Source organism: Paenibacillus sp. FSL W8-1187 (assembly GCF_037965485.1).
Classification (GTDB): domain Bacteria; phylum Bacillota; class Bacilli; order Paenibacillales; family Paenibacillaceae; genus Paenibacillus_O; species Paenibacillus_O pasadenensis.
The window spans coordinates 238,454-265,265 of sequence record NZ_CP150181.1 but is presented as its reverse complement, the minus strand read 5'-3'; the positions used below and the strand labels follow the sequence as shown (position 1 = coordinate 265,265).

Below are 26,812 nucleotides of genomic sequence, written 5' to 3'. Positions count from 1 at the left end.
GCGCGCGGCGAAGCAGCAATTCTCGAAAGGGCGCCGCTAGGGGAGGAAACCCGGCAAGAGGCGACATGGCCAAGCCCGAATAACCGGCTCGACCAGGGAACTTTGAGTTCCCTCGTGCGTCCGATTCGCGCCTGTTGGCTCGACCAGGGAAGTTTGAGTTCCCTCATGCGTCTGAATCGCGCTCGTCGGCTCGATCAGGGAACTTTGAGTTCCCTCATGCGTCTGAATCGCGCTCGTCGGCTCGACCAGGGAACTTTGAGTTCCCTCATGCGTCCGATTCGCGCTCGTTGGCTCGACCAGGGAACTTTAAGTTCCCTCATTCGTCCGATTCGCGCTCGTTGGCTCGGCCAGGGAAGTTTGAGTTCCCTCGTGCGTCTGAATCGCGCTCGCTGGCTCGATCAGGGAACTTTGAGTCCCCTCATGTGTCCGTATCGCGCTCGTGGCCCGATCAGGGCGCGCCTGGCTCCCTCGTTCGTACTCCCCTCCCGGCAAGGCCATGCAGCGCCGTGCGCGACTTGACGAACGAATGCCAAAAAGCCGCCCTAGCTGCAAAGACAGCAAGGCGGCTTGGAGGGCAGCCTCCTGGGAGGCTGGCTGCCGGAGGGCAGCCTCCTCGGGAAGGCTAGCTCCCGGCGGGAATCCGCAAGTACGGCTTCAGCCCCTCCCACACCTGCAGCCGGTCCTCCAGCGTGCGCATCGCCGGAGTCGGCACGGGGCTCGTCGACGGCATCCGCAGCAGATCGAGGCCCGCCAGAGCCGGATGGTCCTTGAAATGCTTCACATAGATCGAATGCGACTTCGTGCCGTTGAAGGCGAGCGCCCGCAGCGTCGGATGCGCCTCGACCAGTCCCGGCAGATCGTTCGGCTCCGCGTCGCGGATGTTCATGTCGAGGCTGCCCGGCCGGACGCATGAGCCGATCATGTCCCACATGCCGACGCCGATGCGGGCGGCGTAGCGGACGCGCTCCTCGTACGTCTCGTCCGGCTCGCGGCCGGACAGGGCGTACAGGATGCGCCATAGAAAATTGCGGTCGTTCGCATAGTAGCGCTGCGCCTGCAGCGACTTGACGCCGGGCATGCTGCCCAGCACGAGCACGGTCGCCCCCGGCTCGATGAGCGGCGGGAACGAGTAGACTTTGGTCGGCTCCGACAAGCGGATCCCTCCTCGGGACGGCAAGTCGAGACGGGCCGGCGCCAGCTCTACATCTGGCCGTTCTTGCCCCGGAAGGCCGGCGGCGTGCCGTCGAGCTTCTCGATCTTGCCGCAGATTTCGTGATGCCACTCCGTATCGTCGGTCATCGACGCCAGCAGCGACATATTGTACAGATTGGCCAGACGCCGGCAATGCGAGGCGTTCACCGCCAGGCAATGCTCGAAGTCCGCTTGCTCCTCGTCCGTCAGCGCGCGGCGCTCGCGGATCGTCCACAGCTCCGCCAGATGCTCATGAATCGGCAGCAGTCCCATGTTTCAAGCACCTCCTTGGATTCTATCAGCCAGTATGGCCAAAGAAGAAGAGGTTCAAGCAGCCGGCGCCGCCGAAAGCGAAAAATCCCCGCCCTTCCAAAGGAAGCGGCGGGGAACGAAAAAGCCCTTTACTTGATGAAGCCGAGCAGCATCTCGCGAATGACCTTGGAAGCGACGATCTGCGTCTGCTCCGTCGGGTCGTAGGCCGGCGCGACCTCCACGAGATCGCAGCCGACGACGTTCACGCCGGAGCGCGCGATCGCGTGCACCGCTTCGAGCAGCTCCTTGCTCGTGATGCCGCCCGCCTCGGCAGTGCCGGTGCCCGGCGCGGCCGACGGATCCAGCACGTCGATGTCGATCGTCAGATAGACCGGACGTCCTTCCAGCTCCGGCAGCGCCTTCTTGAGCGGCTCAAGCACCTCGAACGGGTGGAAGTTGATGTTCTCGCGGGCGAACTGCCACTCCTCGCGGGAGCCGGAGCGGATGCCGAACTGGTAGACGTTCTGGCCGCCGATCAGGCCGGCCGCCTTGCGCAGCGGCGTCGAGTGGGACAGCGGCTCGCCTTCGTACGATTCGCGCAGGTCCGCGTGGGCGTCGAAGTGGATGATCGCGAGGTCCGGGTACTTCTTGTAGACCTCCTGGAAGATCGGCCAGCTGACGAGATGCTCGCCGCCGATGCCGACCGGCATCTTGCCGTCCGCCAGCACGCCGGCGACGAACTCGCCGATGATGTCGAGCGAGCGGGCCGCGTTGCCGAACGGCAGCAGCAGGTCGCCGGCGTCGAAGTACTCGATGTCCTCGAGGCTGCGGTCGAGGTACGGGCTGTACTCCTCGAGGCCGATCGACACCTCGCGGACGCGGGCCGGGCCGAAGCGGGAGCCGGGACGGAAGCTCACGGTGAAGTCCATCGGCATGCCGTAGATGACGGCGCGCGACGCTTCATAGTTCTCGGAGCTCAGGATGAAGACGTTGCCGGAGTATTTCTGGTCGATTTTCATTTATTTCACCAGATCCTCGACGAACTTCGGCAGCACGAACGCGGCCTTGTGCAGGCGCGGCGTGTAGTACTTCGTCTCGCGCTCCGGAATCGCCGTCTCGTCGACCGCGAGCGGATCATGCTGCTTGGAGCCCATCGTGAACGTCCAGAGGCCGGACGGATACGTCGGCACGTTGGCCCAGAACACGCGCACGACCGGGAACACTTCCTTGACGTCGCGGTTGACGCTCTGGATGAGGTCGGCCTTGAACCAAGGGTTGTCCGTCTGCGCCACGAACAGGCCGTCTTCCTTGAGCGCCTCGTAGATGCCCTGGTAGAAGCCGCGCGTGAACAGGTTGGCCGCCGGGCCGACCGGCTCGGTGGAGTCGACCATGATGACGTCGTATTCGTTCTTGTGGTCGTGGATATGCATGAAGCCGTCGTTCACATGCACCTCGACGCGCGCGTCGTCCAGGCCGGATGCGATGTTCGGCAGATACTTCTTGGAGTATTCGATGACCTTGCCGTCGATGTCGACGAGCACGACGCGCTTGACCTTCTCATGCTTGAGGATCTCGCGCACGACGCCGCCGTCTCCGCCGCCGACGACGAGCACCTGCTCCGGGTTCGGATGCGTGTTGAGCGCCGGGTGGGCGACCATCTCATGATAGACAAACTCGTCCTTGTCGGTCGTCATGACCATGCCGTCGAGCACGAGCATCGTGCCGAACTCCTCCGTCTCGATCATGGCGAGCTGCTGGAAGTCCGTCTGCTCGTGGACGTAGGTTTCCTTTACTTTGGCGGTGATGCCGTACGACTCGGTCTGTTTCTCGGTATACCACAATTCCATGGTAAGAGTCCCTTCTTTCTTCTTCAGGTTTGGGGACGGGAAACCCGTCCATCGGAAGACCGCCCCGGCCTGCCGGCTGGCCCAAGCGGCACGCTCCTTCGTCCTCGGACGAAGGCGTGCGCGGCGGAGCGGCCAGAATCTATATCGGATACCAGATATATTCAGGCGCGAGAACTCGAAGCGCAGGGATGCCCCCGAAGGCTCTTACGCATACATTTCTCCCATTCGAAAGACTGCGGCAAAAGCATATCCTGCCGAATCAGCCCCCTTAAGGTCGACGGTTCAACCTGTATTATAGTCAAAAGCCCCCCTCAATACAAACCCTTTCCGCATGGCTTTACAGCGGTTTTAAAGAGCGGAACGCCCCTCTCGCCGGGCTCGTATATTCCCGCCTCCCGATATCCATACTATGGAAAACCATGTCGAATCCTCGGGAGGAACCGCTCGTGACCAAACGTCCCGCCTGGCGCCGGAAAAAGAAGGCCGAAAGCTCGCCAAAGGCCGGCCGGCCGCCTCTCGCCGAAGGCCGCTCCGGCCATCGCTCGCGCAGCCCGCTGCGCTGGCTGGCGCTGCTCGCCGGCACCGGCTTCTCGCTCGCGCTGCTGCTGCTCGCGGCCGTGCTGCTGACGCTGCGCCTGCAGTCGCTGCCCGTCTCGTCCGCGTCGGAGGTGACGCAGATCTACGACGCCTCCGGCAATCTGCTCGACTCCTTCCACGCCGGACAGACGCGGGAAAGCGTGCCCCTCTCCCGCATCTCTCCCGATCTGGTCGAGGCGACGATCGCCATCGAGGACCGCCGCTTCTACAGCCACGGCGGCTTCGACCTGCGCGGCATGGCCCGCGCCGCGCTCGTCAACCTCGAGAGCGGCCGCGCCCGCCAAGGGGCGAGCACGATCACGCAGCAGCTCGCCCGCAACCTCTATCTCACCCATGAGCGCACGTGGAAGCGCAAGCTCAAGGAAGCGGCGTACACCGCCCAGCTGGAGATGAACCTGTCCAAGGAGCAGATCCTCGGCCAGTATTTCAACCAGATCTACTACGGGCACGGCGCGTACGGCATCGAGCGGGCGTCCAAGATGTACTACGGCAAGCACGCTTCCGAGCTGACGCTGGCGGAGGCCGCGATGCTCGCCGGCGTGCCGAAGGGGCCGAAATACTACTCGCCCTATCTGAACGAAGCGAACGCCTACCGCCGGCAGAAGCTCGTGCTCGCCGCGATGGTCGAGACCGGCGCGATCACCGCCGAGCAGGCGGCTGCCGCCCGCGCGGAAAAGCTGGAGCTGAAGCCGCTGCAGCCGGCCGGCAGCGGGGGCGGCGCGCCGTACTTCCGCGACTATGTGCGGCAGACGGCAGTCGACCAGCTCGGCCTCGACGAAGGGCTGATCAGCGAGGGCGGCGCGCGCATCTATACGACGCTCGATCCGGCCATGCAGCAAGCGGCGGAAGCCGCCGTCAAGGACGGGCTGCCCGCCAGCTCGCAGCAGCAGGCGGCGCTCGTCGCGATCGAGCCGTCGACCGGCTACATCCGCGCGATGGTCGGCGGCCGCGACTACCGCACCGGTCCGTTCAACCGGGCGCTGTCGCGCCGCCAGCCCGGCTCGTCGTTCAAGCCGATCCTGTACCTGGCCGCTCTCCAGAACGGGCTGACCCCGGTGACGCCGTTCACGAGCGCGCCGACGATCTTCAGCTACGACGGCGGCCGCAAGACGTACGCGCCGCACAACTACCATGACCGCTACGCCGGCGGCGACATCACGATGCGCGAGGCGATCGCGAGCTCCGACAACACGTACGCGGTCAACACGATCCTGCGCATCGGCGCCGACAAGGTCGTCTCCGTCGCCCGGCAGCTCGGGCTTGCCGGCGACATGCAGCCGCTGCCCTCGCTCGCGCTCGGCACGTACCCGGCGAGCCCGCTGGAGATGGCATCGGCGTTCGGCGCGCTTGCCGCGGGAGGCGTGCGCGCCGAGCCGACGGCGATCCTGCGCGTCGAGGACAGCAAGGGCGAGGTGCTGTACCGCGCCGAGCCGCGCTTGTCGAGGGTGTCCGACCCCGCTCATGCGTACGTGCTCACCAGCCTGATGGAGAGCGTATTCGAGACCGGCGGCACCGGCAGCCGCGTCTCCGCGATGATCCGCCGTCCGGTCGCCGGCAAGACCGGCACGACGGCCGACGACGCCTGGCTCGTCGGCTATACGCCCGACCTGGCCGCAGCCGTCTGGACCGGCTATGACAAGGGCCGCAGCCTGACGGCATCGGAAGCCCACCGCGCGGCGCCGATTTTCGCCTCCTTCACCGAGAACGCGCTGAGAGGCCGGCCCGCGCGGCCGTTCCAAGTGCCGGACGGCGTCGTCAGCGTCGCCGTCGATCCGGCGAGCGGCCTGCGCTACGGCCCCGGCTGCTCCGGCTGGCGGATGGAGCTGTTCGTCGCCGGCACAGAGCCGGTCGGCGCCTGCGACGGCAGCTCGGCCTCCGGCGCAGAGGCCGCCGCGGACTCCGATGCCGCCGATCCGGCCGCCAAGCCGGCCCGGGCGGACCAGGAGCGCGGCTGGCTCGGCGGCCTCTCCCGCTGGTGGCGCAAGCGCTAGGGCGTGCTTGCAATCTCCGAAGGAAGCAGATAGGCCCGAATTTTTGATCCCTGGGAGGAACGTAGACGAAGGCGTACCGGGAGTACGTCGAGTCTGCGTGACGAAGCAGGGGGCAAAAAGGCGGCGATAGATGCCCCTGAGCGGGTTTGCAAACACGCCCTAGCTTCATCGGCCGGGCCTCGGGCCTGCCGCCTGGTGCCGAAGCGGGTGATTAACCCCGATGCGTCGAGTATAATGAAGAAGCAAGGATGGGAAATGTTGACGATAGACTCGAAAAGAAGGCAGGTGTCGATTCATGAAAGACCTCTTGAACAAAGCATTCTCGCTGGGGCTCGGCCTCGCCGCTTCGACGAAGGAGCAGGCGGAGAAGCTGGCGCAGGAGCTGTCGGCCCGAAGCGACATGAGCAAGGCCGACTCGCAGCAGTTTGTCAGCAGCATGATCTCGCGCGGACAGGAAGCCCGCAGCGGCTTGGAGACGTTCATCCGCGAGCGGGTCAAGGACGTCACGGATGAGCTGGAGCTCGTTCATCGCAGCGAGCTGGCGCGGCTCGAGGCTCGCGTCGCGGAGCTGGAAGCGCGGCTCGGCGCCGCCTCTGGCCATGCGCCGTCCGCGCCCGCGGGCGATGCGCCGGCGGCGCTTCCCCATGGAGCGGCCGGCGAAGACGGCGCCTATGAGGGGACCGGCAAGGCCGGCCCCGACGTGCCGCCGGCCGTCCAGCCGTCCGCAGACGCAGGCGCCGGCCCGGAGCCGGGCGGAGAGCCGGACGGCCACGGCCGATGACGGCCATCCGCCGGCTGCGCCATCTGCAGCGCTATCGCGAGATCGCGCTCGCCTTTGCCCGCAACGGCTTCGGCTATTTCGTCCGGGAGCTCGGCCTCACCCGGCTCATCCCGCATTGGCGCAGCGTCGAGAGCCAGCATCATCAGCCTACCCGCACGACCGGAGAACGCCTCCGGTCTTTTTTGCAGGAGCTCGGCCCGACGTTCGTCAAGATGGGCCAGATCGCCAGCACCCGGCATGACATGTTTCCGCCGGACATCATCGAGGAGCTGCAGCGGCTGCAGGACAAGGTGCCTCCGTTTCCGTTCGAGGAAGTCCGCCGCGTCGTCGAGGAGGAGCTCGGCTCGCCGCTGGATTCCGTCTATCGCAGCTTCGAGCCGGAGCCCGTAGCCGCCGCCTCGATCGGGCAGGTGCACCGCGCACGACTGCGCTCCGGCGAGGAGGTCGCCGTCAAGGTGCAGCGCCCCGGCATCCTTAAGACGGTCGAGACCGACCTCGACATCCTGCGCCATCTCGCGCGGATGGCCGAGCACCGGCTGCAGTGGGCGCGGCAGTACGGCGCCTCCGAGCTCGTCGAGGAGCTGGCCGCCTCGCTCGGCGCGGAGCTCGACTACACGCACGAAGGCCGCAGCTCCGAGCGGATCGCCGCGCACTTCGAGGGCCGCAAGGACATCCGCATCCCGCGCATCTGGTGGGATCTGAGCAGCCGCCGCGTGCTGACGATGGAATTCATCCCCGGCATCCAGCTCCATGACGCCGCCGCGCTCGAGCAGGCGGGCTTCGACCGCACCGAGATCGCCGAGGCGGTATGCCGCGTCATTCTGGAGCAGGTGTTCCTGTCCGGGCATTTCCACGCCGATCCGCATCCCGGCAACGTGCTCATCCTCCCGGCGGCGGAAGGCAAGCGGACCGGACCTCGGTCCGCCTCCGCCGCGGAGGGCGGAGCGGACGATTCGGACCCGAGACCGCGGCCGGTCATCGGGCTGCTCGACTTCGGCATGACCGGACGGCTGACCCCGGGCATGAAGGAGCATTTTGCCTCGCTCATCATCGCCCTGCGCCGCCAGAGCACCGACGGCGTCATCCAGGCGATCGAGGCGATGGGGCTCATCCCGGAGAGCGCCGACTGGCAGGAGCTGCGGCGCGACGTGGACCGGCTGCGGGAAAAGTATTACCTGATCTCCTTCGCCGACATCAGTCTCGGCGAAGCGGTCACCGACCTGTTCCAGGTGTCGTACCGCCACCGCATCCGCATGCCCGCCGACTTCATGCTGCTCGGCAAGACGCTGCTGACGCTCGAAGGCGTCATCTCCTCGCTCGATCCCGACTTCAGCGTCGTCACCGTAGCCGAGCCGTTCGGCAAAAAGCTGCTGCTCGACCGGCTGAAGCCGGCCCGCCTCGCCGAGGCGGCCGCCGGCTACGCCGCGGAATACGTCGACCTGCTGGGCGAGCTTCCCTCGCGCCTGCGCAGCCTCGGACGATTCGTCGCGCGCGGCAAGCTGCCGCTCGAGCTGTCGGTGAAGGACGTCGACCGCATGATGAAAAAGCTGGACCGCATCAGCGGACGGCTCAGCTTCAGCATCGTGCTGCTCAGCTTCAGCATCATCATGGCCGGACTCGTCGTCGGCTCCTCGATCGGCCGCCAGCCGGGCCTGCTCTCGCGCTTCCCGGTGCTGGAGATCGGCTTCACGATCGCCGCCGTCATGTTCCTTTATATGCTCGTCTCGATTTTCCGATCCGGTCGAAAATGAATCGGCCCGGCCTCCCCCACCGCGCGGGATGCCGGGCTTTTCCATGCTCCGCCCTGCCGGATCGCTCCGGCAGGATTTTTTTGCTTCCCGTCCGTCATCTCCGGGGCGACGCCGCCATCAGCTTCTTCAGCATGCCGCCGAACCGCTTGGCGTACGCCTCCTTGGAAAATGTCGCCCGGATATGCGCCTGGCCGCGCTCGCGCATCCGCTCCCGCCGCTGCCGGTCGTTCATCAGCTCCAGCGCCTTGCGGACCGCGATGTCGACCTGACCGACCGGGTACAGCATGCCGGTGGCCTCCGGCTGCACGAAGCGGCGGATGCCGTCCGAATCGCTGGACAGCACCGGGCAGCGGCACAGCATCGCCTCGGCGACCGCGTAGCCGAAGCCCTCGAGATGGGACGTCGAGCAGAGCAGGCCGCCCGAATCCCCGATCAGGCTCAAATAATCGGCCATCTGCCCGTGCGGCACGTTGGAATGGCGGATGAGCCGCTCCGCATAAGGCGAGGAGGCGAGCCAGAGCTCGAACGCCTCCTGCTCCAGCGGCTCGAACAGCGTCGCGTCGCCGAACATCCACAAATAAATCGACGGATTCGCCGCCAGCAGCCGCTCGCCGATGGCGATGAACTCCCGCCAGTTCTTGTTGGCGGTAATCCGTCCGATCCAGCCGACGATCGGGTACGGCTTGGGCGGATAGGCGACATAGCCGAAGCCGGACGTGTCGAGCGGATTGTCGAAGCAGAACTGCGGCACATCGGGCAGATGCTGCTTCATCAAGGCGACGAGATGATCCGTGCGGGGGAACAGCAGCCCGTCGGCATGGCGGCGGATGTGCCCGCTGAACTCCGCCATCACCGCCCGCGCCTCCTCGATCCGCCCGAGTCCCTGCACTTCGAAGACGATGCGGCCGCGGTACCCGGCCTCTCGAATATGCTCCATCGTCCAGATGTCCGTGCAGACGACGATGGCGTCGTAGCCTCCGGCGAGGACATGCTGCCCGATCGCCGCGGGATCGGACAGGATATGGACGGGCAGGTCGGTGATGTTCTTCCTCCCTTCCCCGCCGCTCGTATAGAGCAGATGCACCTCATGCCCCGCCTCCGTCAGCGCCTGGCCGCGAATCCGGTTCAACGTCTCCATGCCTCCGCTCGGGTTGAAAAACGTGAACAGCAGCTTCACGGCGGCCCCTCCGTTCCGAGAATCGCGCCGAGCAGGCGGACGAGGCCGTCCGTGCGGAACAGCTCGTGGAACAGGTTCGGCTTGCCCGGCGGCTCGGCCGCATCCGTGCCGCGCCGGATCGAGATCGGCGCCGGCGCAGGGCCGTCTCCGTAGAACCAGGACAGCTCGCCCGGCTTGCCGTTCGCATCCGCGTAGTCGATCAGCTGCTGGAGATCGACCACCTCGCGGAACCGGCCCGGACCGAGCACCAGCACATAAGGCGTCGTCACATGCTGCGCCGCGTACAGAATCGCGGGCGACACCCCCATGCCGGGACACCATTTGAAGCTCGTCGTCGGGTGGGAGATGGCGCCGAGCGCCGACGTCGGCTGCTGAGACTCGGACAGATCGAGCACGATGCAGCTGTAGTTGCTGAACGACTGCTCGTAAAGATCCTCCAGCACCTCGATCTCGTTGTCCAAAGCAAGCCCGAGCGGGAACAGCACGGTCAGCTGGGCCGGAATTCCCCGCCGCAGCCGGGCCTGGTGGCGGACGAGATGATAGGCATAGCGCCATCGCCGATGCTCCTGCGGGCCGCGCAGCTGGGCGGAGATGCTGTGCGCCGAGTCGACCCGGTAGTCCATCAGCTCCACCGGCAGATGCTTCATGCGGCAGGTCTCGCTCAGGCGGAGCCAGTAGTCGTAATCCTCGACTGGCTGCATGCCGTAGCCGGCGATCTGGCGGGCGTACTGCGCTTTGTACATGAACGAGACGCCGACCATGGAATAATCGAGCAGCCGCTCCTCCGGCTGGGCCTGATAGACGCGCAGCGCCGCCAGCTCGGCCTCCGAGCGCAGCTGCCGCCCCTCGTCGTCGATGCTGCGGAACGAGCTGAAGACGAGGCCGAGCTCCGGCGGGCCTTGGACGAGCGCCGAGCGCAGCACGCCGACATAGTCGGGGCCGTACACATTGTCCGTCGAGACCCAGGTCAGGTACAGGATCGCCGGATCGGCGAGCAGCGCCTCGAAGCCCGTATTCAATGCGGCTGCGACGCCTCTGTTGTCCGGATAGGCGATGATCTCCGCCCGCGGATCTCCCGCCGTCAGCTCCTGGACGAGCGGCTCCATCTCCGGCGCTCCGTCGATGACGAGCACGAAGCGGAAGCCGCGATGCGTCTGCGCGAGCACCGACTGTACGGCCGCCGTCAGGAACTCTCTTTTCTGCCTGTAGACCGGCATGACGATTCCAACATCGGTCAATGCTGTCCCTCCTCGCCCGAATTGCCTTCCCTTCTTGCCTCTCCTTCTTTCATCTATATGTAAGGCGCCTCTGCTTGATGAAGAGGCGCCCCGGCCTTTCAGCTGCTGTAGCCGGTAAAGTTGAAGCTTTCCGGTCCGACGCGCAGGATGCCCGCCACGCTGGAGGTGACGAAGACCGAATAGGGAGCGGACGATGCGTTCGGCGCTCCGGAATCGGAGCCGGTGAAGCTGATCGCGCGCGGACCGACCTCCGTCGCGAGCAGATCCTGATCCAGCGTGTAGACGACGGTGCCGACGAACGGAGTCAGCCCGCGAATGACGTAGAACGAGATGACCGCATCGGCGGCAGCGGTCGGCTGCTGGACCGTGACGGTGCCTGAAAACTCCACTACCGTACCGCCCGCCGTTCCAAGAGACAGATCGAGCGTCTGCTGGGCGACCAGCTGCAGGGAGCCTCCCGATGCAAGCGGAATCGAGATCGAGCTGCCGTAGCTCGCATTCTGCGAGGCTTTGGCATCAAGCCATTGAGACATGAGAATCCCTCCTCGTGCGGTTGATGCCGTAGTATATGCCGGACAAGCGGGGCGGCAACGGACAAGCGCCGAGGGACCGAGGGGCGCTCCGCCTCTGCCGTGAAGCGCCTCTCGGTCCGCACGGCATAGAAACGCACCTGATCCTCGTAGGAACGCATCTTCAAGGCTCGTCCATGGCTGGCTTAAAATGACAGCAGGACCGGCCGGAACGGTCCGGAGGGAGGCGAAGACAGACAAGGCGGGGCATGACCGGAAATGATGAAAGCGTTTTATATCATTGAAGCACTCCAATTGAACGAGGAGGTACATGATGTCCACGAACCTTCAAGCGAAACGAAAGGCTCCGGTTCGAAATCGCTATGTCTCCTGGCTGCTCGCGTGCATGGTGCTGCTCTCGCAGCTGTCGCTGGCGCCTGCGCCGGCGGATGCCGCGGGAGGCCCGAACCTTGCGCTCGGCAAGGCGGCGACCGCGAGCGGCTACGCCGACGTCTACGGCGCCGGCAACGTCAACGACGGCAATGCGGGCACGTACTGGGAGAGCGTCAACAACGCCTTTCCGCAATGGATCCAGATCGACCTCGGAGCGAGCGCCAGCATCGACCAGATCGTGCTGAAGCTGCCGTCCGGCTGGGAAACGCGCTCGCAGACGCTGTCCGTGCAGGGCAGCGCGAACGGCAGCACGTTCTCGACGCTCGTCGGCTCGGCGAGCTATACGTTCAATCCGACCGGCGGCAACGCCGTGACGATCGGATTCTCGGCCGCCTCGGCGCGTTATGTCCGCCTTAGCTTCACCGCCAATACGGGCTGGCCGGCGGGCCAGCTGTCGGAATTCGAGATCTACGGCGCTTCCGCGCCGACTCCGACTCCGACTCCGACCGCGACGCCGACGGCCACGCCAACCGTGACGCCGACTCCGACTCCAACCGCGACGCCGACTCCGACTCCGACGGCCACGCCGACGGCAACGCCTACCCCGACCCCGACGGCGCCTCCGACGGGGAGCAACGTCGCGCTGAACAAGCCGATCACGGCCTCGTCCGTCGTCCATACGTTCGTCGCGACGAACGCCAATGACGGCAGCGCGACGACGTACTGGGAAGGCGGCGGCAATCCAAGCCAGCTGACCGTCGATCTCGGCACGAACCACAGCCTGAGCTCGATCGTCCTGAAGCTTGACCCGTCGAGCGCGTGGGGCACGCGCACGCAGACGATTCAGGTGCTGGGCAATACGCAGGCCAGCTCCTCGTTCACGAGCCTCGTCTCCTCCCAGTCCTACACGTTCAACCCCGCCACCGGCAACAAGATCACGATTCCGGTGACGGCGACGGCCAAGCAGGTGCAGCTGAACATCACCGCCAACTCCGGCGCTCCGGCCGGCCAAGTGGCGGAGTTCGAAGTGTACGGCATGCCGGCGGCCAATCCCGACCTGAAGGTGACGGGCATGTCCTGGACGCCGTCCTCGCCGGTCGAGAACAACGCCATCACGCTGAGCGCCACGGTGCAGAACAGCGGCACGCTCGCCTCCGGCGCGACGACGGTCGCTTTCCTGCTCGGGACCGAGCAGGTCGGCACCGCCGCGGTCGGCGCGCTTGCAGCCGGCGCATCGACGACCGTCTCGCTGAACATCGGCGCCCGCAACGCCGGCACGTACGCGCCCGGCGCCAACGTCGATCCGAACAATACGGTCGTCGAGCAGAACGAGTCGAACAACAGCTACACGCACTCCTCCTCCCTCGTCGTCGCGCCGGTGACGAGCTCCGACCTGATCGCCACGACGTCGTGGACGCCGGGCAATCCGAGCGCGGGCAACACCGTCACCTTCTCCGTCAACCTGAAGAACCAGGGCAACGCGGCCTCCGCCGCAGGCGCCCATCCGATTACGGTCGTGCTGAAAAACGCCGCCGGAGCGACCGTGCAGACGTGGAACGCGTCCTACACCGGCTCGCTCGCCGCCGGCGCTTCCGCGAACGTCACGGCCGGCACCTGGACCGCCGTCAACGGCAGCTACAGCGTCACGACGACCGTAGCGGCCGACGGCAACGAGGTCGCGGTCAAGCAGCAGAACAATACGAGCACCTCCAGCCTCTATTCCGGCCGCGGCGCCAACATGCCGTTCACGATCCTCGAGGCCGAGGCGGCGGGCAACGCCACGAACGGCACGCGCCTGGCGCCGAACTTCAAGCCCGGCGACTATGCCGGCGAAGCGTCGGGACGCTCTGCCGTCCAGCTGGATGCCAGCGGCGAATACGTCGAGTTCACGCTGACCTCGCCGGCCAACGCCTTCGTGCTGCGTAGCTCCGTCGCCGAAAGCACGAGCGGCACGATCACGCTGTACGCGAACGGCGTCTCCAAGGGCAAGTTCAACGTCACGTCCAAGTTCTCGCATGTGTACGCCACGCCGAGCACGCTCGGACGGCTCGGCTATGACAACGCGCCGGGCTCCGGCCTGACCGCCTACTGGCTGTACGAGGACGCGCAGCTGCTGCTCGACACCGTCTACCCGGCGGGAACGAAGATCAAGATCCAGAAGGATGCCGGCGACGTGCCGTGGATCTACGTGGACATGCTCGAGACGGAGCAGGTCGCTCCGGCCGCCTCCAACCCCGATCCGAGCAAGTACGTGCAGGTGTCCGCCTCCAGGTCGATCGAGCAGGCGCTGAACGAGTTCCGCCAGGACGCGACCAAGAAGGGCATCTTCATCCCGGCAGGCCAGTGGGAGCTCGGCAGCAAGATCTATCTGTACGGACGCGCGACGGAAATTATCGGCGCCGGCCCATGGCACACGAAGCTCGTCGCTCCGGCTTCCCAGACCAACACGGATATCGGCTTCAACATCAGCTCGACGGCCAACGGCTCGACGATCCGCGACCTGTCGGCATGGGGCAACTACGTCTACCGCACCGACGGCCCGGGCAAGTTCATCGACGGCAACGGCATGCAGAACGTGACCGTCCAGAACATCTGGGTCGAGCATTTCATCTGCCTGTACTGGGGCGTGAACTCCTCGAACAACACGTTCAAGGACAACCGGATCAAAAACACGTTCGCCGACGGCATCAACATGACGAACGGCTCGTCGTACAACGTCATCGACAACAACTACTCCCGCGGAGCGGGCGACGACGCGTTCGCGCTGTTCAGCGCCGTCGACGCCGGCGGCTCCTACAACGTCGGCAACAAGTACAGTAACCTGACCGCGACCTGCGTGCGCCGCGCCGCCGCGTTCGCCGTGTACGGCGGCTCGGACAACCTGTACCAGAACCTGTACGGCGCGGACACGCTCACCTATCCGGGCCTGACGATCAGCAGCCTGAGCTTCGGCTACAACACGCTCGGCTTCGGCGACAAGGATACGGTCATCGACGGCGTCACGCTCGACCGCACCGGCGGCGACTTCTGGACGAGCGTCGGCGCGGACGACAAGATCAACGACTACCAGAACTTCGGCGCCATCTGGTTCTTCGGCGGCGACCGCACGTTCAAGAACATCCTCGTGAAAAACGTCGACATCAACAACCCGGTCTACTTCGGCCTGATGTTCCAGTCCAAGTCTCCGGAAAATCTGCCGATGCAGAACGTTCGCGTCGAAAACGTCACGATCAACAACCCGTCCCGCTACGGCATCAAGCTCGTCGCCAGCGCGGAGCAGGGCCAAGGGCCGGTCTACGGCCAAGCCAGCTTCACCAACGTGAAGGTGAACAACCCGGGCGTGCAGGCCATCTACGGCGAGAGCAAGAGCCCGAGCTTCACCGTGACGCGCGTAAGCGGCAACAACTGGTAGGGTAGAACAAGAAGAGGCTGCCTCGACTCCCGCAAGCGGAGTCGAGGCAGCCCCTTTTTCATGTCGTGGTCCTATGCCGGGCGTACGGGCACGGCTGCTTCGACGTCGGCCGGCACAGGCAAACCATCCGCTGGCCTGCACCGGTCGTCAGCTCAGCCCCGGCGGCTTGCAGCCGCTCGCCTCACTGCGCTCCGGCGTAGTAGGAACGCAGCGCGTCGGCGATGCCGAGCGGGTTGCGCCGCAAATCCTTGGCGCTGAAGAACAGCTCGCCCGTCACGGAGCCGGCCAGCTGGTTGTAGTCGAGCTGGCGGACGATCTCCGACGACGACTGCCAGCCGGCCTCGGTCGTGCCGAGCTTGTACGGCGAGTGGCCGATGTACAGGTCGACGCCGGTGCCGCGCACCGTGCGCTGCCACCAGTCCGCCACCTTGCCGTACGGCACGGTCGGGTGGGCGAAGCTCCAGTAGATCTGCGGCGCGACGTAGTCGAGCCAGCCTTTCTGCACCCACAGGCGGACGTCGGCGTACATGCTGTCGTAGGCGGTCACGCCCGCCTTCGTCTCGGAGCCGGATGGATCGGTCGACTGGTTGCGCCAGACGCCGAACGGGCTGATGCCGAATCGGATCGAGGGCTTCGCCGCGTGGACCGCCCGGTCGAGCTGCTCGACAAAGGCGTTGATGTTGCCGCGCCGCCAGTCGCCCTTGGACAGGAGCGTACCGGCGCTGTACAGCTTGTACGTTCCTTCGTCGTCGAACGCCGAGCCGGACGGGTAGAAGTAGTCGTCCAGATGGATTCCGTCCACGTCATATCGCGCCGCCACCTCCACGATCGCGTCGATGACCGCCTGGCGCGCCGCCGGGATGCCCGGGTTGACGTACAGCTTGCCGCCGGAGTTCACGATCCACTCCGGATGCTGGCGCACGATGCTGCCCGCATCGAGCTGGGCCGGATCGGCCGTGCTGGCCGCGCGGAACGGATTGAACCAGGCATGCAGCTCCATCCCGCGCCGGTGCGCCTCGTCGATCATGAACGCCAGCGGATCGTAGTCCGCCTTGAGCCCCTGCTTGCCGGTGAGGAACGCGGACCACGGGCTGAGCAGCGTCGGATACAAGGCGTCGCCCGCCGGACGCACCTGCACGAACGCCGCGTTCATGCCCATCGCCTGCAGCTCGTCGAGCAGCGCCGTGAACTCAAGCTTCTGCTTGGCGCTGTCGTTGCTCTTGGCGGAGGCGGCGCTCGGCCAGTCGAGGTTGTAGACGGTCGACACCCATGTCCCGCGCAGCTTGGCCGGGGCGCCCGGGCCCGGCACGACCTGGCCGGGGGTCGGCGACGGCGTCGCGCTCGGGACGGGATTCGTTCCCGGCGTCGCGCTCGGCGCCGGCGTGGCGCTCGGATTCGGACTGGGGCTCGGCGTGGCGCCCGGGCCCGGCGTCGTGCCGGGGGTCGCTCCAGGCTCGCCGCCGGGCGAGGTCAGCTTGACGGTCCGGTCGGCGCTGCTCCAGGCGACGCCGAGCCCGAGCTGCTCGCCGACGAAGCGCAGCGGCACCATCGTGCGGCTCTGCTTCATCTGCACGGAAGCGTCCAGCTTCACGCGGGCTCCGTTCACGGTCGCGTAGCTTTGTCCCATGACGAGCGAAATTTCGCTGCCGGACATCGCGATGTCCGCCCGGCGCTCCTTGGCCGACCAGCTTACGGATGCGCCGAGCCCTTCGCTGACGACGCGCAGCGGCACCATCGTCACGTCCGCCTTGGGTACGATATAAGGAGGCGCCTCCGAGACAAGCGCCTGCCCGTCCAGGTACAGCCGGATCTGCGCCGCCGCTTCGGCCTGGCCGGGCACGGCCGCCGCGCCCGTTCCGAGCAGAGCCGCCAGCGACAGCGCGAGCCGCCTGCGGGCGGCGCCGGACGTCCGGTCCGGTTTCCTTGCTTGCTTCACATTCTCATTCCTTCCCCGATAGCATGCTGAATCTTGCGTCATGGCAACGCTTAGTTAGACGCCGTCTCCGAAGAGGAAGTTGCTGGATAAGCCCCGATAGACGCGAGCGGAAGAGAAACCGCTTAATTTCGCAAGAAGATGCGGAAAGGCGGCGCCTGATGCCGAAGAAGGCGGAATCCGCCCGATTTCTGATCTTTTCATAATATTCTGATTATTTAATCAATTGTAAAGATGAGCTATAATGAAGGCACTCCTCACAGGAAGGGGATAGTCCATTGGAGACGGTAAGCGAAGCATGTCCCCGGCTGGAAGGCAACACATTCCGGTCGGTGAAGCTGGCTCCCCGTGCAGGGCCGAGCGGACATGCGGGTACAGAAGTTGAAATCTGTTGCGCACACGAACCTGTGGTACATTCTGTATGGAGGAAACGAAATCTGAGACGGAAGCAAGCGTTAGGCTACGCAAGCTGCTGGGAATGGAGTGTCAGTGTCTAATTGAATAGGAACCGGTTTTGCAGGAGATAGGGCTTCTGGTTGTCAGCCGACAAGCAGAGGCCCTATTAGCGTTTTCAGGGCCTTCCGGGAAGGGTATACTGAGGGCACGAAAAGGAGGCTCTCCGCATGCCGCTGCACATTCTCGACCGTCTCAACCATCCTCTCTGGCCCGCCGCGCGGGCCATCTACGAACGCTCCTTCCCGCCTCACGGGCGCAAGCCGGAGGCGCTGCTGCGCCGCATGCTGGAGCGCGGCCAGGCGTATGTGTTCGTGCTGGCAAACGAGGACTCGCAGGCGCGCCTTCACCCGGCAGCCGCGATGGCGCTAGCCGGCCCGGGCGGGAGCGGGCTTATCGTCGACTACCTCGCCGTCGACCCGGCGCTGCGCGGGCAGGGACTCGGCAGCCGTCTGCTGGACGAGCTGGAGCGCTGGGCGCTGGAGCGGACGACCGCGAGCGCGCTCGTCATCGAGACGGAGGCCGGAGCAGGCAAAGAGAACGAGGGTCGACGCGTATTTTGGGAGCGAGCCGGCTTTGTTGCCCCGGACGGGTATGTGCATCGCTACATCTGGGTGCCGGAGCCGTATGCGGCGATGTACCGGCCGCTGCCCGGACGCGAAGGCGGCCTGCTGCCTCCTCCCAGCGGCAGGCAGCTGTTCCGCTGGATCGAGGGATTTCATGCTCGGGCCTACCGCGGGTTCCGCGAGGAGGAGTAGACGGGGCTTTAGCCGGCGGGCTGGGCAGCCGAGCTGGGCAAGTCGAGTCGGGGCAGCCGAGTCGGGGCATTTCGGCTGGGCCGTCGGGCTGGGGCAGTCGGGCTGGGGCAGTCGGGCTGGGGCAGTCCGGCTGGGGCCGTCGGGCTGGGGCAGTCCGGCTGGGACGGTCCGGCTGGGGCCGTCGGGCTGGGGCAGTCGGGCTGCTCAGAGGCCTCGGCAAAGAGCCGCTCTTTGGCCTGGAGCGGGACCTCGCCGGCAGGCTTGTCAGGCATCCGCTTCACCGTGAATTCTAACGACGCGTCATCTCGTTAGACGCCATAAAATAGACCTACGAAAAACGTAACGACTCCTCAACTTGTTAAAATCGAATTCGGGCCCAGAATCAGAGCGAAATAGACCTGACTTGGCGTCTAACGAGCTGATTCGTCGCAAGAAATCGCGAAACCCTCTCAAACCTCTTCTTACGATCTGATTCGTCGTTAGGCAAACTCATGCTTGACGCCGCCCCTACCCGGAATGAAAGCTAGCAGCCGTCTAATCTCGTTTCAGCTGACCTGCTCCAGCGAGCTTGCAGCCGCCAGCCGGATGGTCCTGACCACGCATGCCGTTGGCCAGGCGGTCCAGATTGGCCCTGAGCCCCTGTCGCCCGCCTTCTGGCACGACAACAAAAAGAGGCTGACCGGAGACATCCACCTCGGTGGACGTTCCGGCCAGCCTCTTTGCATGCGGTGCAGCAGCGCCATGCTCGACACTGGCGGGCAATCCGTCAGCTGCCAGCTGCTCAGGCAGCGCAAGCTGAGCCGCAGCTCCCGAGCTTGCGTTGCATCGGCGGCACTTGCGATACATCAGCAACGCCCGCGCTTGCGTGGCATCGGCAGCACTTGCGATACATCAGCAACGCCCGCGCTCCGCGCTTGCGTTGCATCCGCAGCGCCTGCCGCTTCCCCTGGCTTCGCCGCTCTACCCGTTATCCCGGCTCCCGCCGGTCATGCCGCTCCATCATCCGGCCGCCGGCCGGTCGCCCTGGTCCGTCAGCCGACGCGCCTCCGGCCGGTCCTGCTACTCCGCCAGATGATCCTTGAGCGCCTGCGGCGAATGCTCCCACCACTCGGCGTTGTGCGAGATCAGCAGCTCGCGCAGCACGGCCTTCTCCTCGGGAGACAGCTCGTCCAGCACGAAGCGGCGCTTGATTGCATAGTCGAGGTTGTTGACATGCTGGGCGAGAATCTTCCAGCCGCGGCGCGCCTCGGTGTCGACGAGCATCGGACAGGCGGTCGCTCCCGCATAGAAAGAGCCCTCCTCGTCGCGGTCGACCGCGACCCAGACGATCCACACCGGACGGCCGTTCGGCACGTTCGCCTTGTCGGGGCTGAACTTGATCCCCTTCTCCACCTTGCTCTTGGCGTGCATCGCGCCGTTGTCGATGTAAGCCTCTCCGCCGTCGATGATGACGGAGGAGACGCGGCTGAGGTCGATCGTGCCCGCGCCGAAGCCGCGATGCTCCTTGTTGCTGACGACGTTCAGCGACAGCGAGCGCTTGCCCTTGGCCGGCTGCGCGTCCGCGGCCGGCGTTCCTTGCGCGCCGTCCGGACGGCCTGCTCCGGCATCGCCCTCCGCAGACGCCGCTTCCGCCGCGCCCTCCGGACGCTTCGCTTCCTTATTCTCTTCCATGCCCCGCTCCCTTCCATGACTTTCCGTGTCCAAAGACAAGCCATCTATGGTCCGAGCCCCCGCCCGCACGCCGCTCCCGGCGTACAAGCAGGGGCTTGTATTCGATATTTTTCATTTTAGCTAATAATCCGGCAAAAGCAAACATATAGATGGCTTACAAGCTTGTCAACGGGAGGGAACCGGTTCATGACCTGTCGCCGATCATACAAACCTTTTCTGCATGCAGCCCTGCTGCTCGCCCTCTTGCCGCTGCCGTGGGCCGGAACGGGACTGGCCTACGCGGAGCCTGCCGCCGGACAGGCCGCCACGCCCGCAGTCGAAGCCTCCCCGGCTCCCGCCCCCGTGACGCAGCCGCTGTCCCAGCGCGTCACGGACTACCAGATCCAGGTCAAGCTGAGCGGCAAGACGCTGACCGGCACCGAGACCGTCACGTGGAAAAATCCCGGCAAGAAGACCGTGTCGGACATGTACCTTCATCTGTATCCGAACGCCTTTCTGTCGGACGAGACGACGTTCATGAAGGAGTCGGGCGGACGGCTCCGCGAGGACAAGGCGACCGAGGCGAGCCGCGGCTACATGCGGCTGGAGTCGCTCAAGACCGAGGACGGCGCGAGCCTGATGCCGCGCGTGCACTTCGTCCAGCCGGACGACGGCAACGAGAGCGACTACACGCTGGCCAAGCTCAAGCTCCCGCAGCCGGTCGCGCCCGGCGAGGAAGTGACGCTGCACATCGGCTTCAGCGTCGGCCTGCCGGAGGTGTTCGCGCGCATGGGCTACTCCGGCAGCTTCGTCATGGCCGGCCAGTGGTTCCCGAAGATCGCCGCCTACAACACCGCGTCCGGCTCGCGCCCCGAGGGCTGGAACGCCCATCAGTACCACGGCAACTCCGAGTTCTACAGCGACTTCGGCCTCTACTCGGTCAAGATCGACGTGCCGGCCGGCTACAAGGTGGCGGCGACCGGCGTGCAGACGAAGCCCGCCGAGGCGTCCAAGGACGGCCAGACGTTCACGTTCTACGCCGAGGACGTGCATGACTTCGCCTGGTCGGCCTCGCCGGACTTCCTCTACAGCGAGGAGGCGTTCTCCGCGCCGGGCGTGCCCGGCGTGCGCATCAAGCTTTACCTCGACCCGCTCCACAAGAAGCTGGCCGAGCGCTACATGCATGCGGCCAAGTCGGCTCTCGCCAAGTACTCGCAGTGGTACGGCGCCTATCCCTACAGCACGCTGTCGATCGTCGTCCCTCCCACGGCCGCGAACGGTGCCGGGGGCATGGAGTATCCGACGCTCGTGACCGCCTTCGGCGCCGATACGGACAATCCCGGCTACAGCCTCGAGCGCACCGTCGTGCATGAGATCGGGCATCAGTACTGGTACGGCATGGTCGCGTCCAATGAATTCGAGGAAGCCTGGCTCGACGAGGGCTTCACCTCCTACTCGGAGGACAAGATCATGGAAAGCGAGTACGGCGTCGAGCCGCGCACCGCGCTGGAGGCGAGCTACGTCACCGATCCCGCTCCGCTCAAGCTGCTGTCCTGGTCGTACGGCTCCCATGGCCGCTACGCCGACAACGTCTACAGCCGGGCGAAGCTCGTGCTGACCGGCATCGAGCAGCGGACGGGACCGACGATGATGAACAAGATCCTGCGGACGTATTTCAACCAGTACAAATTCAAGCATCCGACGACGGCCGACTTCAAGCGGGTCGTGGAGCAGGTGACCAAGGACAGCTGGGACGACTACTTCAGCCAGTTCGTCTATGGCGGCCAGACGGCCGACTACGCGGTCGACTCGATCCGCGTCTCCCCGCTGGAAAGCGGCGGCGGCAAGCCCGGCTACGAGTCGCAGGTCGTCATCCGCCGCCTCGACGGCGTATACGGCCCGGTGAACATCCGCTTCCGCTTCGCCGACGGACGGACGATCGAGCGCATGTGGGACGGCGTGGAGGCCGACACGAGCTTCAAGCTGACCTCCTCCTCCCCGCTGCTGTGGGCGGCGGTCGATCCGGATCGGCTCAACGTGCTGGACAACCGGCAGATCAACAACTTCCTGCGCGCCGAGGCGCCGGCGGACCAGCGGGTGCGGATCAGCCTCGGCATCGTCAAGGCGCTGGAATGGCTCGCAGGAGCGTTCGCCTGGTGAGGGCGGCGGAAGAAAGGAGCGTGATCCCGTGTCCACCTATCTCAAGCAAGGCTGGGGGCTGACTGTCAAGCATCTGCCGATCGCCGCCTTCCTGTTCCTGTACCGGCTGCTGTGGGGCTTCTTCCTGTACCGGCTCGTCGACTCCGTCGTGCGCCCGCTCGTGCAGCGCTATCCCGGGGCGGACGGAGCCGCCACCGGCGCAGACGCGATCTTCTGGGCGGAGTCGCAGTTCCGGCTGCTCAAGACGGATCTGGCCCATCCGTATCTGTGGCTGCTGGGCGGACTGCTGCTCGCCCGCCTGCTGCTCGGTCCGCTGCTGAGCGCCGGACTCGCCTACTCCGTGCGGCATGCCGCGGAATCCGGAGCCGAAGGAGGCACGCGCTTCCTCGAGGGCATCCGCGTCTGCTGGAAGCCGTTCATCCTGCTCGCTGCCGCCGAGCTGACGCTCGCGCTCGCTCCGGCCGTCTGGCTTGCGCGGGAGGGCTTCCAACGCTTCCAGCACTACAGCTCGCTGCCGCAGCTGGCCGCGGACGCGCTGCCCTGGGCCGGAGCGTGGCTGCTCTGGATCGGACTGCTCCATGTGCTGATCCTCAGCCTGCAGTTCGGCGCGGCAAGCGGCCTGGGCGCAGGGGCGAGCTTCCGCCAGGCGCTGCGCCGCCTGCTGCCGCTGGCAGGCGTCAGCCTCGTCCTGCTGCTGCTGTCGGGCCTGCTGCAAGCCGGCGTCAGCGCTGGGGCGATGGCCTGGGCCGGCCTTGCCGCCATCGTCATCCAGCAAGGGTATCATTTCGTCCGCACGCTGATCGACGTCTGGATCCTCTCCGCGCAGTACAGCTGCTGGTCCGACAAGCCAGATGCCGGAGGACGTCAGGTTAGTTGACAAATCCGAATGTCCATCCTATAATTGTGTAAATTCTCTGACAATTTTGTCTTGTTTTTCGGACCCGAATGCGGTGTATATAACATCCAGGCCGGCCGCGCAGCGCCGCCCCGGCACCGCCCCGCGAACACCAAACCTTCATCTGCCGATGATCGTACGATCATCATCCGCAGCTTTAATGGAGCATAGAAGCCATCGAATGCAGGACATGCTAGAGGAGAGTTTCATTTTAGAGAGAGAGGAAAGATTGACCATGACCGAAAAAATCTACGCCTACTACGAGCAGCTGCATCAAGCGACCGGCGATCTGCTGGACCGCGCCGGCGCCTACCGGAACGCGCAGGAGCTGGAAGCCCTGCAGAGCGAGCACGCCCGCCTGCGCCCGGAAGGGCTCGACCTCAGCGAGGCCGCGCTGACCCGCCTGATGGGCATGCGCACGAAGCTGCTCACGTTGATGGAAAACTCGCTGTACACGGCCTGATCCCCCGATTCGGATCGCTCCGGCGCGAACGACGCGCCGACCGCAAAAGCGCCCCTCGCGAGGGGCGCTTTTTTTCGATGCGGCAGAGCCGAAGCGGCCCGCCGGCAGAGGCGTCGATTCGACTCCAGCCCCCGAAGCAAGCGCTGTCATTTGTCTCTTTCAACATGAGAATTATGAGAAAATGTCGGGAAAGGGAGGAAAATAGCTTAAAGAAAAGAATACCACTTCCAGAAGCAGTTCAAACATGCCGAGTTCCATGACTATGGAAACGGGGGAACCATCTCAGGGTGAATTGATTTCGCCCTCCTCGCCGCAAGGCAGGAAGGCCGAGAAATCATAGGGAACCTTCAACCGAACCCCACAGCTAACCTCGTAGGCTCTGGAAGGAGCACTTCAGCTTTGAAGAAGAAAGCCGCAGCAATCGCACTCGGACTTGCCCTGCTGTTCTCGGCAGGCGCGCAAAGCGCATCGGCAGGATCCAAAATGGACGGCGTCATCAGCGACGTCATCGGCACGCCGTACAAGTCGGCGGGCACCACCTCGAAAGGCTTCGACTGCTCGGGCTTCACGTCCTACGTGTTCAAGCAGTTCAAGATCACGCTCCCCCACTCGTCCGCGGCTCAATCGGCCATGGGCAAGAAGGTCGCCAAAGACGACCTGAAGGCGGGAGATCTCGTGTTCTTCAATACGAGCGGCAAGGGCGTCTCCCATGTGGGCGTCTACGTCGGCGACGGCAAGTTCGCTCACGCTTCCTCAAGCCGAGGCGTGACGATCAGCGAGCTGAGCGAGTCCTACTACGCCAAGCGCTATATGTCCGCCCGCCGCGTCATGGACGAAAAGACGTTCGAGAAGTACGCGGACGACGCTGCCGACCAGCCGGACGGCGGTCCGGACGTCGATTAAAAGCCTTTCGAAGTCGGACGAGCAGACCGCAGCAAGCCTCCCCTCGGAGCGCCTGCTGCGGTTTGTTTGCATTCCGGCAGGGTAGTACGGAAAGAGCATGATCGGCCGCGGCCGATCCAAGGAGGCAAGGACATGTATCTGTTCATCCACCGCAAGGATCTCCGAGCGGGCGATCTGCGCGCGTTCGACTACGCCGCCAGCCTTGGCATGCCGGGCATCCATGCGCTGATCCTCGACCCGGCGCAGCTCGGGGACGGCCGCGCCGAGTCCCATCCCGGACGGCATTTCCTGCGGGCGGCCGGTCTGCTGCTGCGGGATTATGCGGCGCAAGGAGCCGAGCTGCAGCTGCTGCACGGCAATCCCGCCCTCGTGCTGGACGAGCTGCTCGAGCGGGAGCCGATCCGCGAGGTCGTCGTCACCGCCGACCATACGCCTTATGCGCGGCGGCGGGACGAGCGGCTCGCCGCCGTCTGCCGCAGCCGGGGCGTGCGCTGGACGGCGCTGGAGGACGTGCCGCTCGCCGATCTGGACGCATTCCAGGAGCAGACGGGAAGAAAAGAGCCGTACCGCGTGTTCACGCCGTTCTACCGGGCGTGGAACGGTTATGTCCGCTCGCGGCTCGCGCCGCCTCCGGCCGTCGCTGCCGGCGGCCTGCCGATCGCCCGGCTCTCCGGCGGCGGCAGCTGGAGCGTGCCGGGCGAGCTGGCCGGCCTGCTCGCGGCCCCCGTGCCGGAGGACGAGCGGCCCGAGCGGCAGCTGGAGCGGTTCCTCGGCGGCAGCCTGCAGGCGTACGAGGAGCTGCGCGACCGCTACGCGCTGGATGCCGGGAGCGGCCTCTCGCGCTGGCTGAACGTCGGCGCGCTGTCGGCCCGGCGCGCCTACGGCCTCGCCCTGGATGCCGCCCGGACCGAGGACGGGCGCGAGCCGCTTGCCTTCGGCGGAGCGGCCGACTGGCGGGCGGACGCCGCGGGCCAGCTCGAGCTGGCGCTGCCGGGCAGCGGCGAAGGCCCGGGCTCCGCGCCGCGCGATCCGTCGGCCGCGGCGGCGCGCTCCGGCGCGGAGAGCTGGATCCGCCAGCTCGCCTGGCGGGAGTTCTACCTGTACCAGGCGCGGTTCGACGCGGACTTTTTCCGCTATGAGGAGCAGGTCGACCTGTCCGGCCTGACGGAGCGGCATGCGGAGGCATGGCGGCAAGGCCGCACCGGCATCCCGCTCATCGACGCGGCGATGACGCAGCTGCGGACGACCGGCGAGCTGCCGAACCGGCTGCGCATGATCGCGGCGATGTTCCTGTGCAAAAACCTGCTGGCGCCGTTCACGGCGGGAGAGCGATGGTTCCGCGAGCAGCTGCTCGACTACGACGCTACGCTGAACCGCGGCGGCTGGCTGTGGAGCAGCTCGCTCGGCTTCGACGCCGCTCCGTACTTCCGCATCATGAATCCGGTCGTCCAGTCCAAGCGCTGGGATCCGGACGGCGCCTACATCCGGCGCTGGCTGCCCGAGCGGGCCGGATGGTCCGCCGCCGCCGTGCACGAGCCTTCGCCGCAGGCGGTCGTCGACCTCAAGGCGTCGCGCGCCCGCGCCATCGAGACGTACAAGCGGCTGCTCGCGAAGCCTTCCCGCCCGCTCGATCGTCTTCATTAGAACACATAGACAAGGCGCAACCAAGACTACGCCAGCGAAGGAGACGCACATGGGAATGCCTCGACCGACACCAGCCCCCGCCCGGGCAGACGCCCGCGCCGCCGTCCGGCGCAAGCCGCGACGCAAGCGGAGCCCGCTGGGCGGGCTGCTCATCGTCGCCGGACTGGCCGCCGGGACGCTCGCCCTGCTCAAGCTGGAGCTGCCGCGGGCGTTCGACAAGATCGTGCCGCAAGGCCTGTACCGCGACGTGCCGCCCGTCGCCGGCCTGCATCCCGAGGTTCGGGCGGCGAGCGAGCGGCTCACCGCCCAGGCGAAGGCCGCCGGCATCGCCGTCGTGTTCACTGACGGCTTCCGCAGCGAGGCCGAGCAGGACGAGATCTACGCCCAGGGACGGGATCGCGAGGGCCGCATCGTCACCCATGCCAAGGGCGGCGAGTCGTTCCACAACTACGGGCTCGCGATCGACTTCGCCCTGAAGGACCGCTCCGGCGACATCATCTGGGACATGGAGTACGACGGCAACAAGAACGGCCGGGCCGACTGGCTCGAGGTCGCCGACATGGCCAAGCGGCTCGGCTTCAGCTGGGGCGGCGACTGGGAAGGCTTCAAGGACAACCCTCATCTGCAGATGGATTTCGGCTACTCGATCCGCGAGCTGCAGCTCGGCAACCGTCCGGACGGCTCGCTGCTCGCGGACGGCACGGCGAGCGGCCCGCCAGAGAAGGCGGAATAATTTACAAATAAACTATTTGCCGATAAACAACCCCGCATAAAGCCCTCTTAAGATAACGGATGAGCACTCGTTCATACCTAA

Annotated in this window: 20 protein-coding genes and 1 riboswitch; of the genes, 11 read left to right on the top strand and 9 right to left on the bottom strand. The window is 65.8% G+C overall.

All coding sequences use genetic code 11. The annotated features are described in order from the left end of the window. Positions 1-622: 622 nt before the first annotated feature. The 4 genes from NYE40_RS01220 to speE all read right to left on the bottom strand — a co-directional run bounded on the left by NYE40_RS01220 (position 623) and on the right by speE (position 3,290). Positions 623-1,153 carry a DNA-deoxyinosine glycosylase gene (locus NYE40_RS01220; RefSeq protein ID WP_101808348.1) on the bottom strand — a complete coding sequence of 177 codons (531 nt, stop codon included), beginning with the start codon at positions 1,151-1,153 and terminating at the stop codon, positions 623-625. Between the two features lie 47 nt (positions 1,154-1,200). Further along, positions 1,201-1,464, bottom strand: coding sequence for a hypothetical protein (locus NYE40_RS01215; RefSeq protein ID WP_180968421.1), 264 nt, complete (start codon positions 1,462-1,464; stop codon positions 1,201-1,203). A 128-nt stretch (positions 1,465-1,592) separates the two neighbouring features. Further along, on the bottom strand, positions 1,593-2,462 hold the full coding sequence (gene speB, locus NYE40_RS01210) for an agmatinase (protein ID WP_028600641.1): 870 nt from the start codon (positions 2,460-2,462) through the stop codon (positions 1,593-1,595). Next, positions 2,463-3,290, bottom strand: coding sequence for a polyamine aminopropyltransferase (speE, locus tag NYE40_RS01205; RefSeq protein WP_028600642.1), 828 nt, complete (start codon positions 3,288-3,290; stop codon positions 2,463-2,465). Between the two features lie 446 nt (positions 3,291-3,736). Between speE and NYE40_RS01200 the strand changes: the two genes are divergently transcribed. The 3 genes from NYE40_RS01200 (at position 3,737) to NYE40_RS01190 (ending at position 8,410) form a co-directional block, all read left to right on the top strand. After that, entirely contained in the window at positions 3,737-5,878 is a 2,142-nt protein-coding gene (locus tag NYE40_RS01200; protein ID WP_339279200.1) for a PBP1A family penicillin-binding protein, read from the top strand. Between the two features lie 295 nt (positions 5,879-6,173). Beyond that, positions 6,174-6,659: a hypothetical protein gene (locus tag NYE40_RS01195; RefSeq protein WP_101808346.1), complete on the top strand. Its 486-nt coding sequence runs from the start codon at positions 6,174-6,176 to the stop codon at positions 6,657-6,659. After that, positions 6,656-8,410, top strand: coding sequence for an AarF/ABC1/UbiB kinase family protein (locus NYE40_RS01190; RefSeq protein WP_101808345.1), 1,755 nt, complete (start codon positions 6,656-6,658; stop codon positions 8,408-8,410). The genes NYE40_RS01195 and NYE40_RS01190 overlap by 4 nt, the downstream gene beginning before the upstream one ends. Before the next feature lie 94 nt (positions 8,411-8,504). On the opposite strand, the gene NYE40_RS01185 is transcribed toward NYE40_RS01190, so the two are convergent. The 3 genes from NYE40_RS01185 to NYE40_RS01175 form a co-directional block, all read right to left on the bottom strand. Next, positions 8,505-9,587 (bottom strand): glycosyltransferase family 4 protein, encoded by a 1,083-nt coding sequence (locus tag NYE40_RS01185; protein ID WP_101808344.1) that lies wholly within the window; start codon positions 9,585-9,587, stop codon positions 8,505-8,507. Further along, complete coding sequence (locus tag NYE40_RS01180) at positions 9,584-10,825, bottom strand: glycosyltransferase (protein ID WP_028600646.1); 1,242 nt, start codon at positions 10,823-10,825, stop codon at positions 9,584-9,586. Before NYE40_RS01180 ends, NYE40_RS01185 begins: the two co-directional genes overlap by 4 nt. Before the next feature lie 98 nt (positions 10,826-10,923). Then, complete coding sequence (locus tag NYE40_RS01175; protein ID WP_101808343.1) at positions 10,924-11,358, bottom strand: hypothetical protein; 435 nt, start codon at positions 11,356-11,358, stop codon at positions 10,924-10,926. Between the two features lie 307 nt (positions 11,359-11,665). On the opposite strand from NYE40_RS01175, the gene NYE40_RS01170 reads away from it, so the two are divergent. Next, positions 11,666-15,139: a discoidin domain-containing protein gene (locus NYE40_RS01170; RefSeq protein ID WP_339279199.1), complete on the top strand. Its 3,474-nt coding sequence runs from the start codon at positions 11,666-11,668 to the stop codon at positions 15,137-15,139. A gap of 181 nt (positions 15,140-15,320) precedes the next feature. Here NYE40_RS01170 and NYE40_RS01165 read toward each other — a convergent pair whose 3' ends face one another. After that, the gene (locus NYE40_RS01165) at positions 15,321-17,075 is read right to left on the bottom strand and encodes a family 10 glycosylhydrolase (RefSeq protein WP_244912750.1); all 1,755 of its coding nucleotides are present in this window, start codon (positions 17,073-17,075) and stop codon (positions 15,321-15,323) included. 620 nt (positions 17,076-17,695) lie between these two features. Here NYE40_RS01165 and NYE40_RS01160 point away from each other — a divergent pair. Beyond that, the gene (locus NYE40_RS01160; RefSeq protein ID WP_339279198.1) at positions 17,696-18,283 is read left to right on the top strand and encodes a GNAT family N-acetyltransferase; all 588 of its coding nucleotides are present in this window, start codon (positions 17,696-17,698) and stop codon (positions 18,281-18,283) included. Positions 18,284-19,342: 1,059 nt separating this feature from the next. On the opposite strand, the gene NYE40_RS01155 is transcribed toward NYE40_RS01160, so the two are convergent. After that, positions 19,343-19,954: a YwhD family protein gene (locus NYE40_RS01155; RefSeq protein ID WP_101808339.1), complete on the bottom strand. Its 612-nt coding sequence runs from the start codon at positions 19,952-19,954 to the stop codon at positions 19,343-19,345. 186 nt (positions 19,955-20,140) lie between these two features. On the opposite strand from NYE40_RS01155, the gene NYE40_RS01150 reads away from it, so the two are divergent. From NYE40_RS01150 to NYE40_RS01125, 6 genes are all read left to right on the top strand, one after another. Beyond that, positions 20,141-22,093 (top strand): M1 family metallopeptidase, encoded by a 1,953-nt coding sequence (locus NYE40_RS01150; RefSeq protein WP_101808338.1) that lies wholly within the window; start codon positions 20,141-20,143, stop codon positions 22,091-22,093. A 28-nt stretch (positions 22,094-22,121) separates the two neighbouring features. Next, positions 22,122-22,970 carry a hypothetical protein gene (locus NYE40_RS01145; RefSeq protein ID WP_101808337.1) on the top strand — a complete coding sequence of 283 codons (849 nt, stop codon included), beginning with the start codon at positions 22,122-22,124 and terminating at the stop codon, positions 22,968-22,970. A gap of 253 nt (positions 22,971-23,223) precedes the next feature. Further along, positions 23,224-23,451 (top strand): hypothetical protein, encoded by a 228-nt coding sequence (locus NYE40_RS01140; RefSeq protein ID WP_028600652.1) that lies wholly within the window; start codon positions 23,224-23,226, stop codon positions 23,449-23,451. A gap of 235 nt (positions 23,452-23,686) precedes the next feature. Then, a riboswitch (cyclic di-AMP (ydaO/yuaA leader) is annotated at positions 23,687-23,845 on the top strand. 5 nt (positions 23,846-23,850) lie between these two features. Then, positions 23,851-24,354, top strand: a complete 504-nt coding sequence (locus NYE40_RS01135; RefSeq protein WP_101808336.1) for a C40 family peptidase — start codon at positions 23,851-23,853, stop codon at positions 24,352-24,354. A 132-nt stretch (positions 24,355-24,486) separates the two neighbouring features. Then, positions 24,487-25,998, top strand: a complete 1,512-nt coding sequence (locus NYE40_RS01130; RefSeq protein WP_244912749.1) for a deoxyribodipyrimidine photo-lyase — start codon at positions 24,487-24,489, stop codon at positions 25,996-25,998. Between the two features lie 49 nt (positions 25,999-26,047). After that, positions 26,048-26,731 (top strand): M15 family metallopeptidase, encoded by a 684-nt coding sequence (locus NYE40_RS01125; RefSeq protein WP_339279197.1) that lies wholly within the window; start codon positions 26,048-26,050, stop codon positions 26,729-26,731. Positions 26,732-26,812 lie beyond the last annotated feature (81 nt).

Coding starts and splice junctions, on each gene's coding strand:
- NYE40_RS01140 (WP_028600652.1), top strand. CDS start 23,224: ATGACCGAAAAAATCTACGCCTACTACGAGCAGCTGCATCAAGCGACC.
- NYE40_RS01160 (WP_339279198.1), top strand. CDS start 17,696: ATGCCGCTGCACATTCTCGACCGTCTCAACCATCCTCTCTGGCCCGCC.
- NYE40_RS01195 (WP_101808346.1), top strand. CDS start 6,174: ATGAAAGACCTCTTGAACAAAGCATTCTCGCTGGGGCTCGGCCTCGCC.
- NYE40_RS01190 (WP_101808345.1), top strand. CDS start 6,656: ATGACGGCCATCCGCCGGCTGCGCCATCTGCAGCGCTATCGCGAGATC.
- NYE40_RS01130 (WP_244912749.1), top strand. CDS start 24,487: ATGTATCTGTTCATCCACCGCAAGGATCTCCGAGCGGGCGATCTGCGC.
- speB (WP_028600641.1), bottom strand. CDS start 2,462: ATGAAAATCGACCAGAAATACTCCGGCAACGTCTTCATCCTGAGCTCC.
- NYE40_RS01170 (WP_339279199.1), top strand. CDS start 11,666: ATGATGTCCACGAACCTTCAAGCGAAACGAAAGGCTCCGGTTCGAAAT.
- NYE40_RS01175 (WP_101808343.1), bottom strand. CDS start 11,358: ATGTCTCAATGGCTTGATGCCAAAGCCTCGCAGAATGCGAGCTACGGC.
- NYE40_RS01155 (WP_101808339.1), bottom strand. CDS start 19,954: ATGGAAGAGAATAAGGAAGCGAAGCGTCCGGAGGGCGCGGCGGAAGCG.
- speE (WP_028600642.1), bottom strand. CDS start 3,290: ATGGAATTGTGGTATACCGAGAAACAGACCGAGTCGTACGGCATCACC.
- NYE40_RS01125 (WP_339279197.1), top strand. CDS start 26,048: ATGGGAATGCCTCGACCGACACCAGCCCCCGCCCGGGCAGACGCCCGC.
- NYE40_RS01150 (WP_101808338.1), top strand. CDS start 20,141: ATGACCTGTCGCCGATCATACAAACCTTTTCTGCATGCAGCCCTGCTG.
- NYE40_RS01215 (WP_180968421.1), bottom strand. CDS start 1,464: ATGGGACTGCTGCCGATTCATGAGCATCTGGCGGAGCTGTGGACGATC.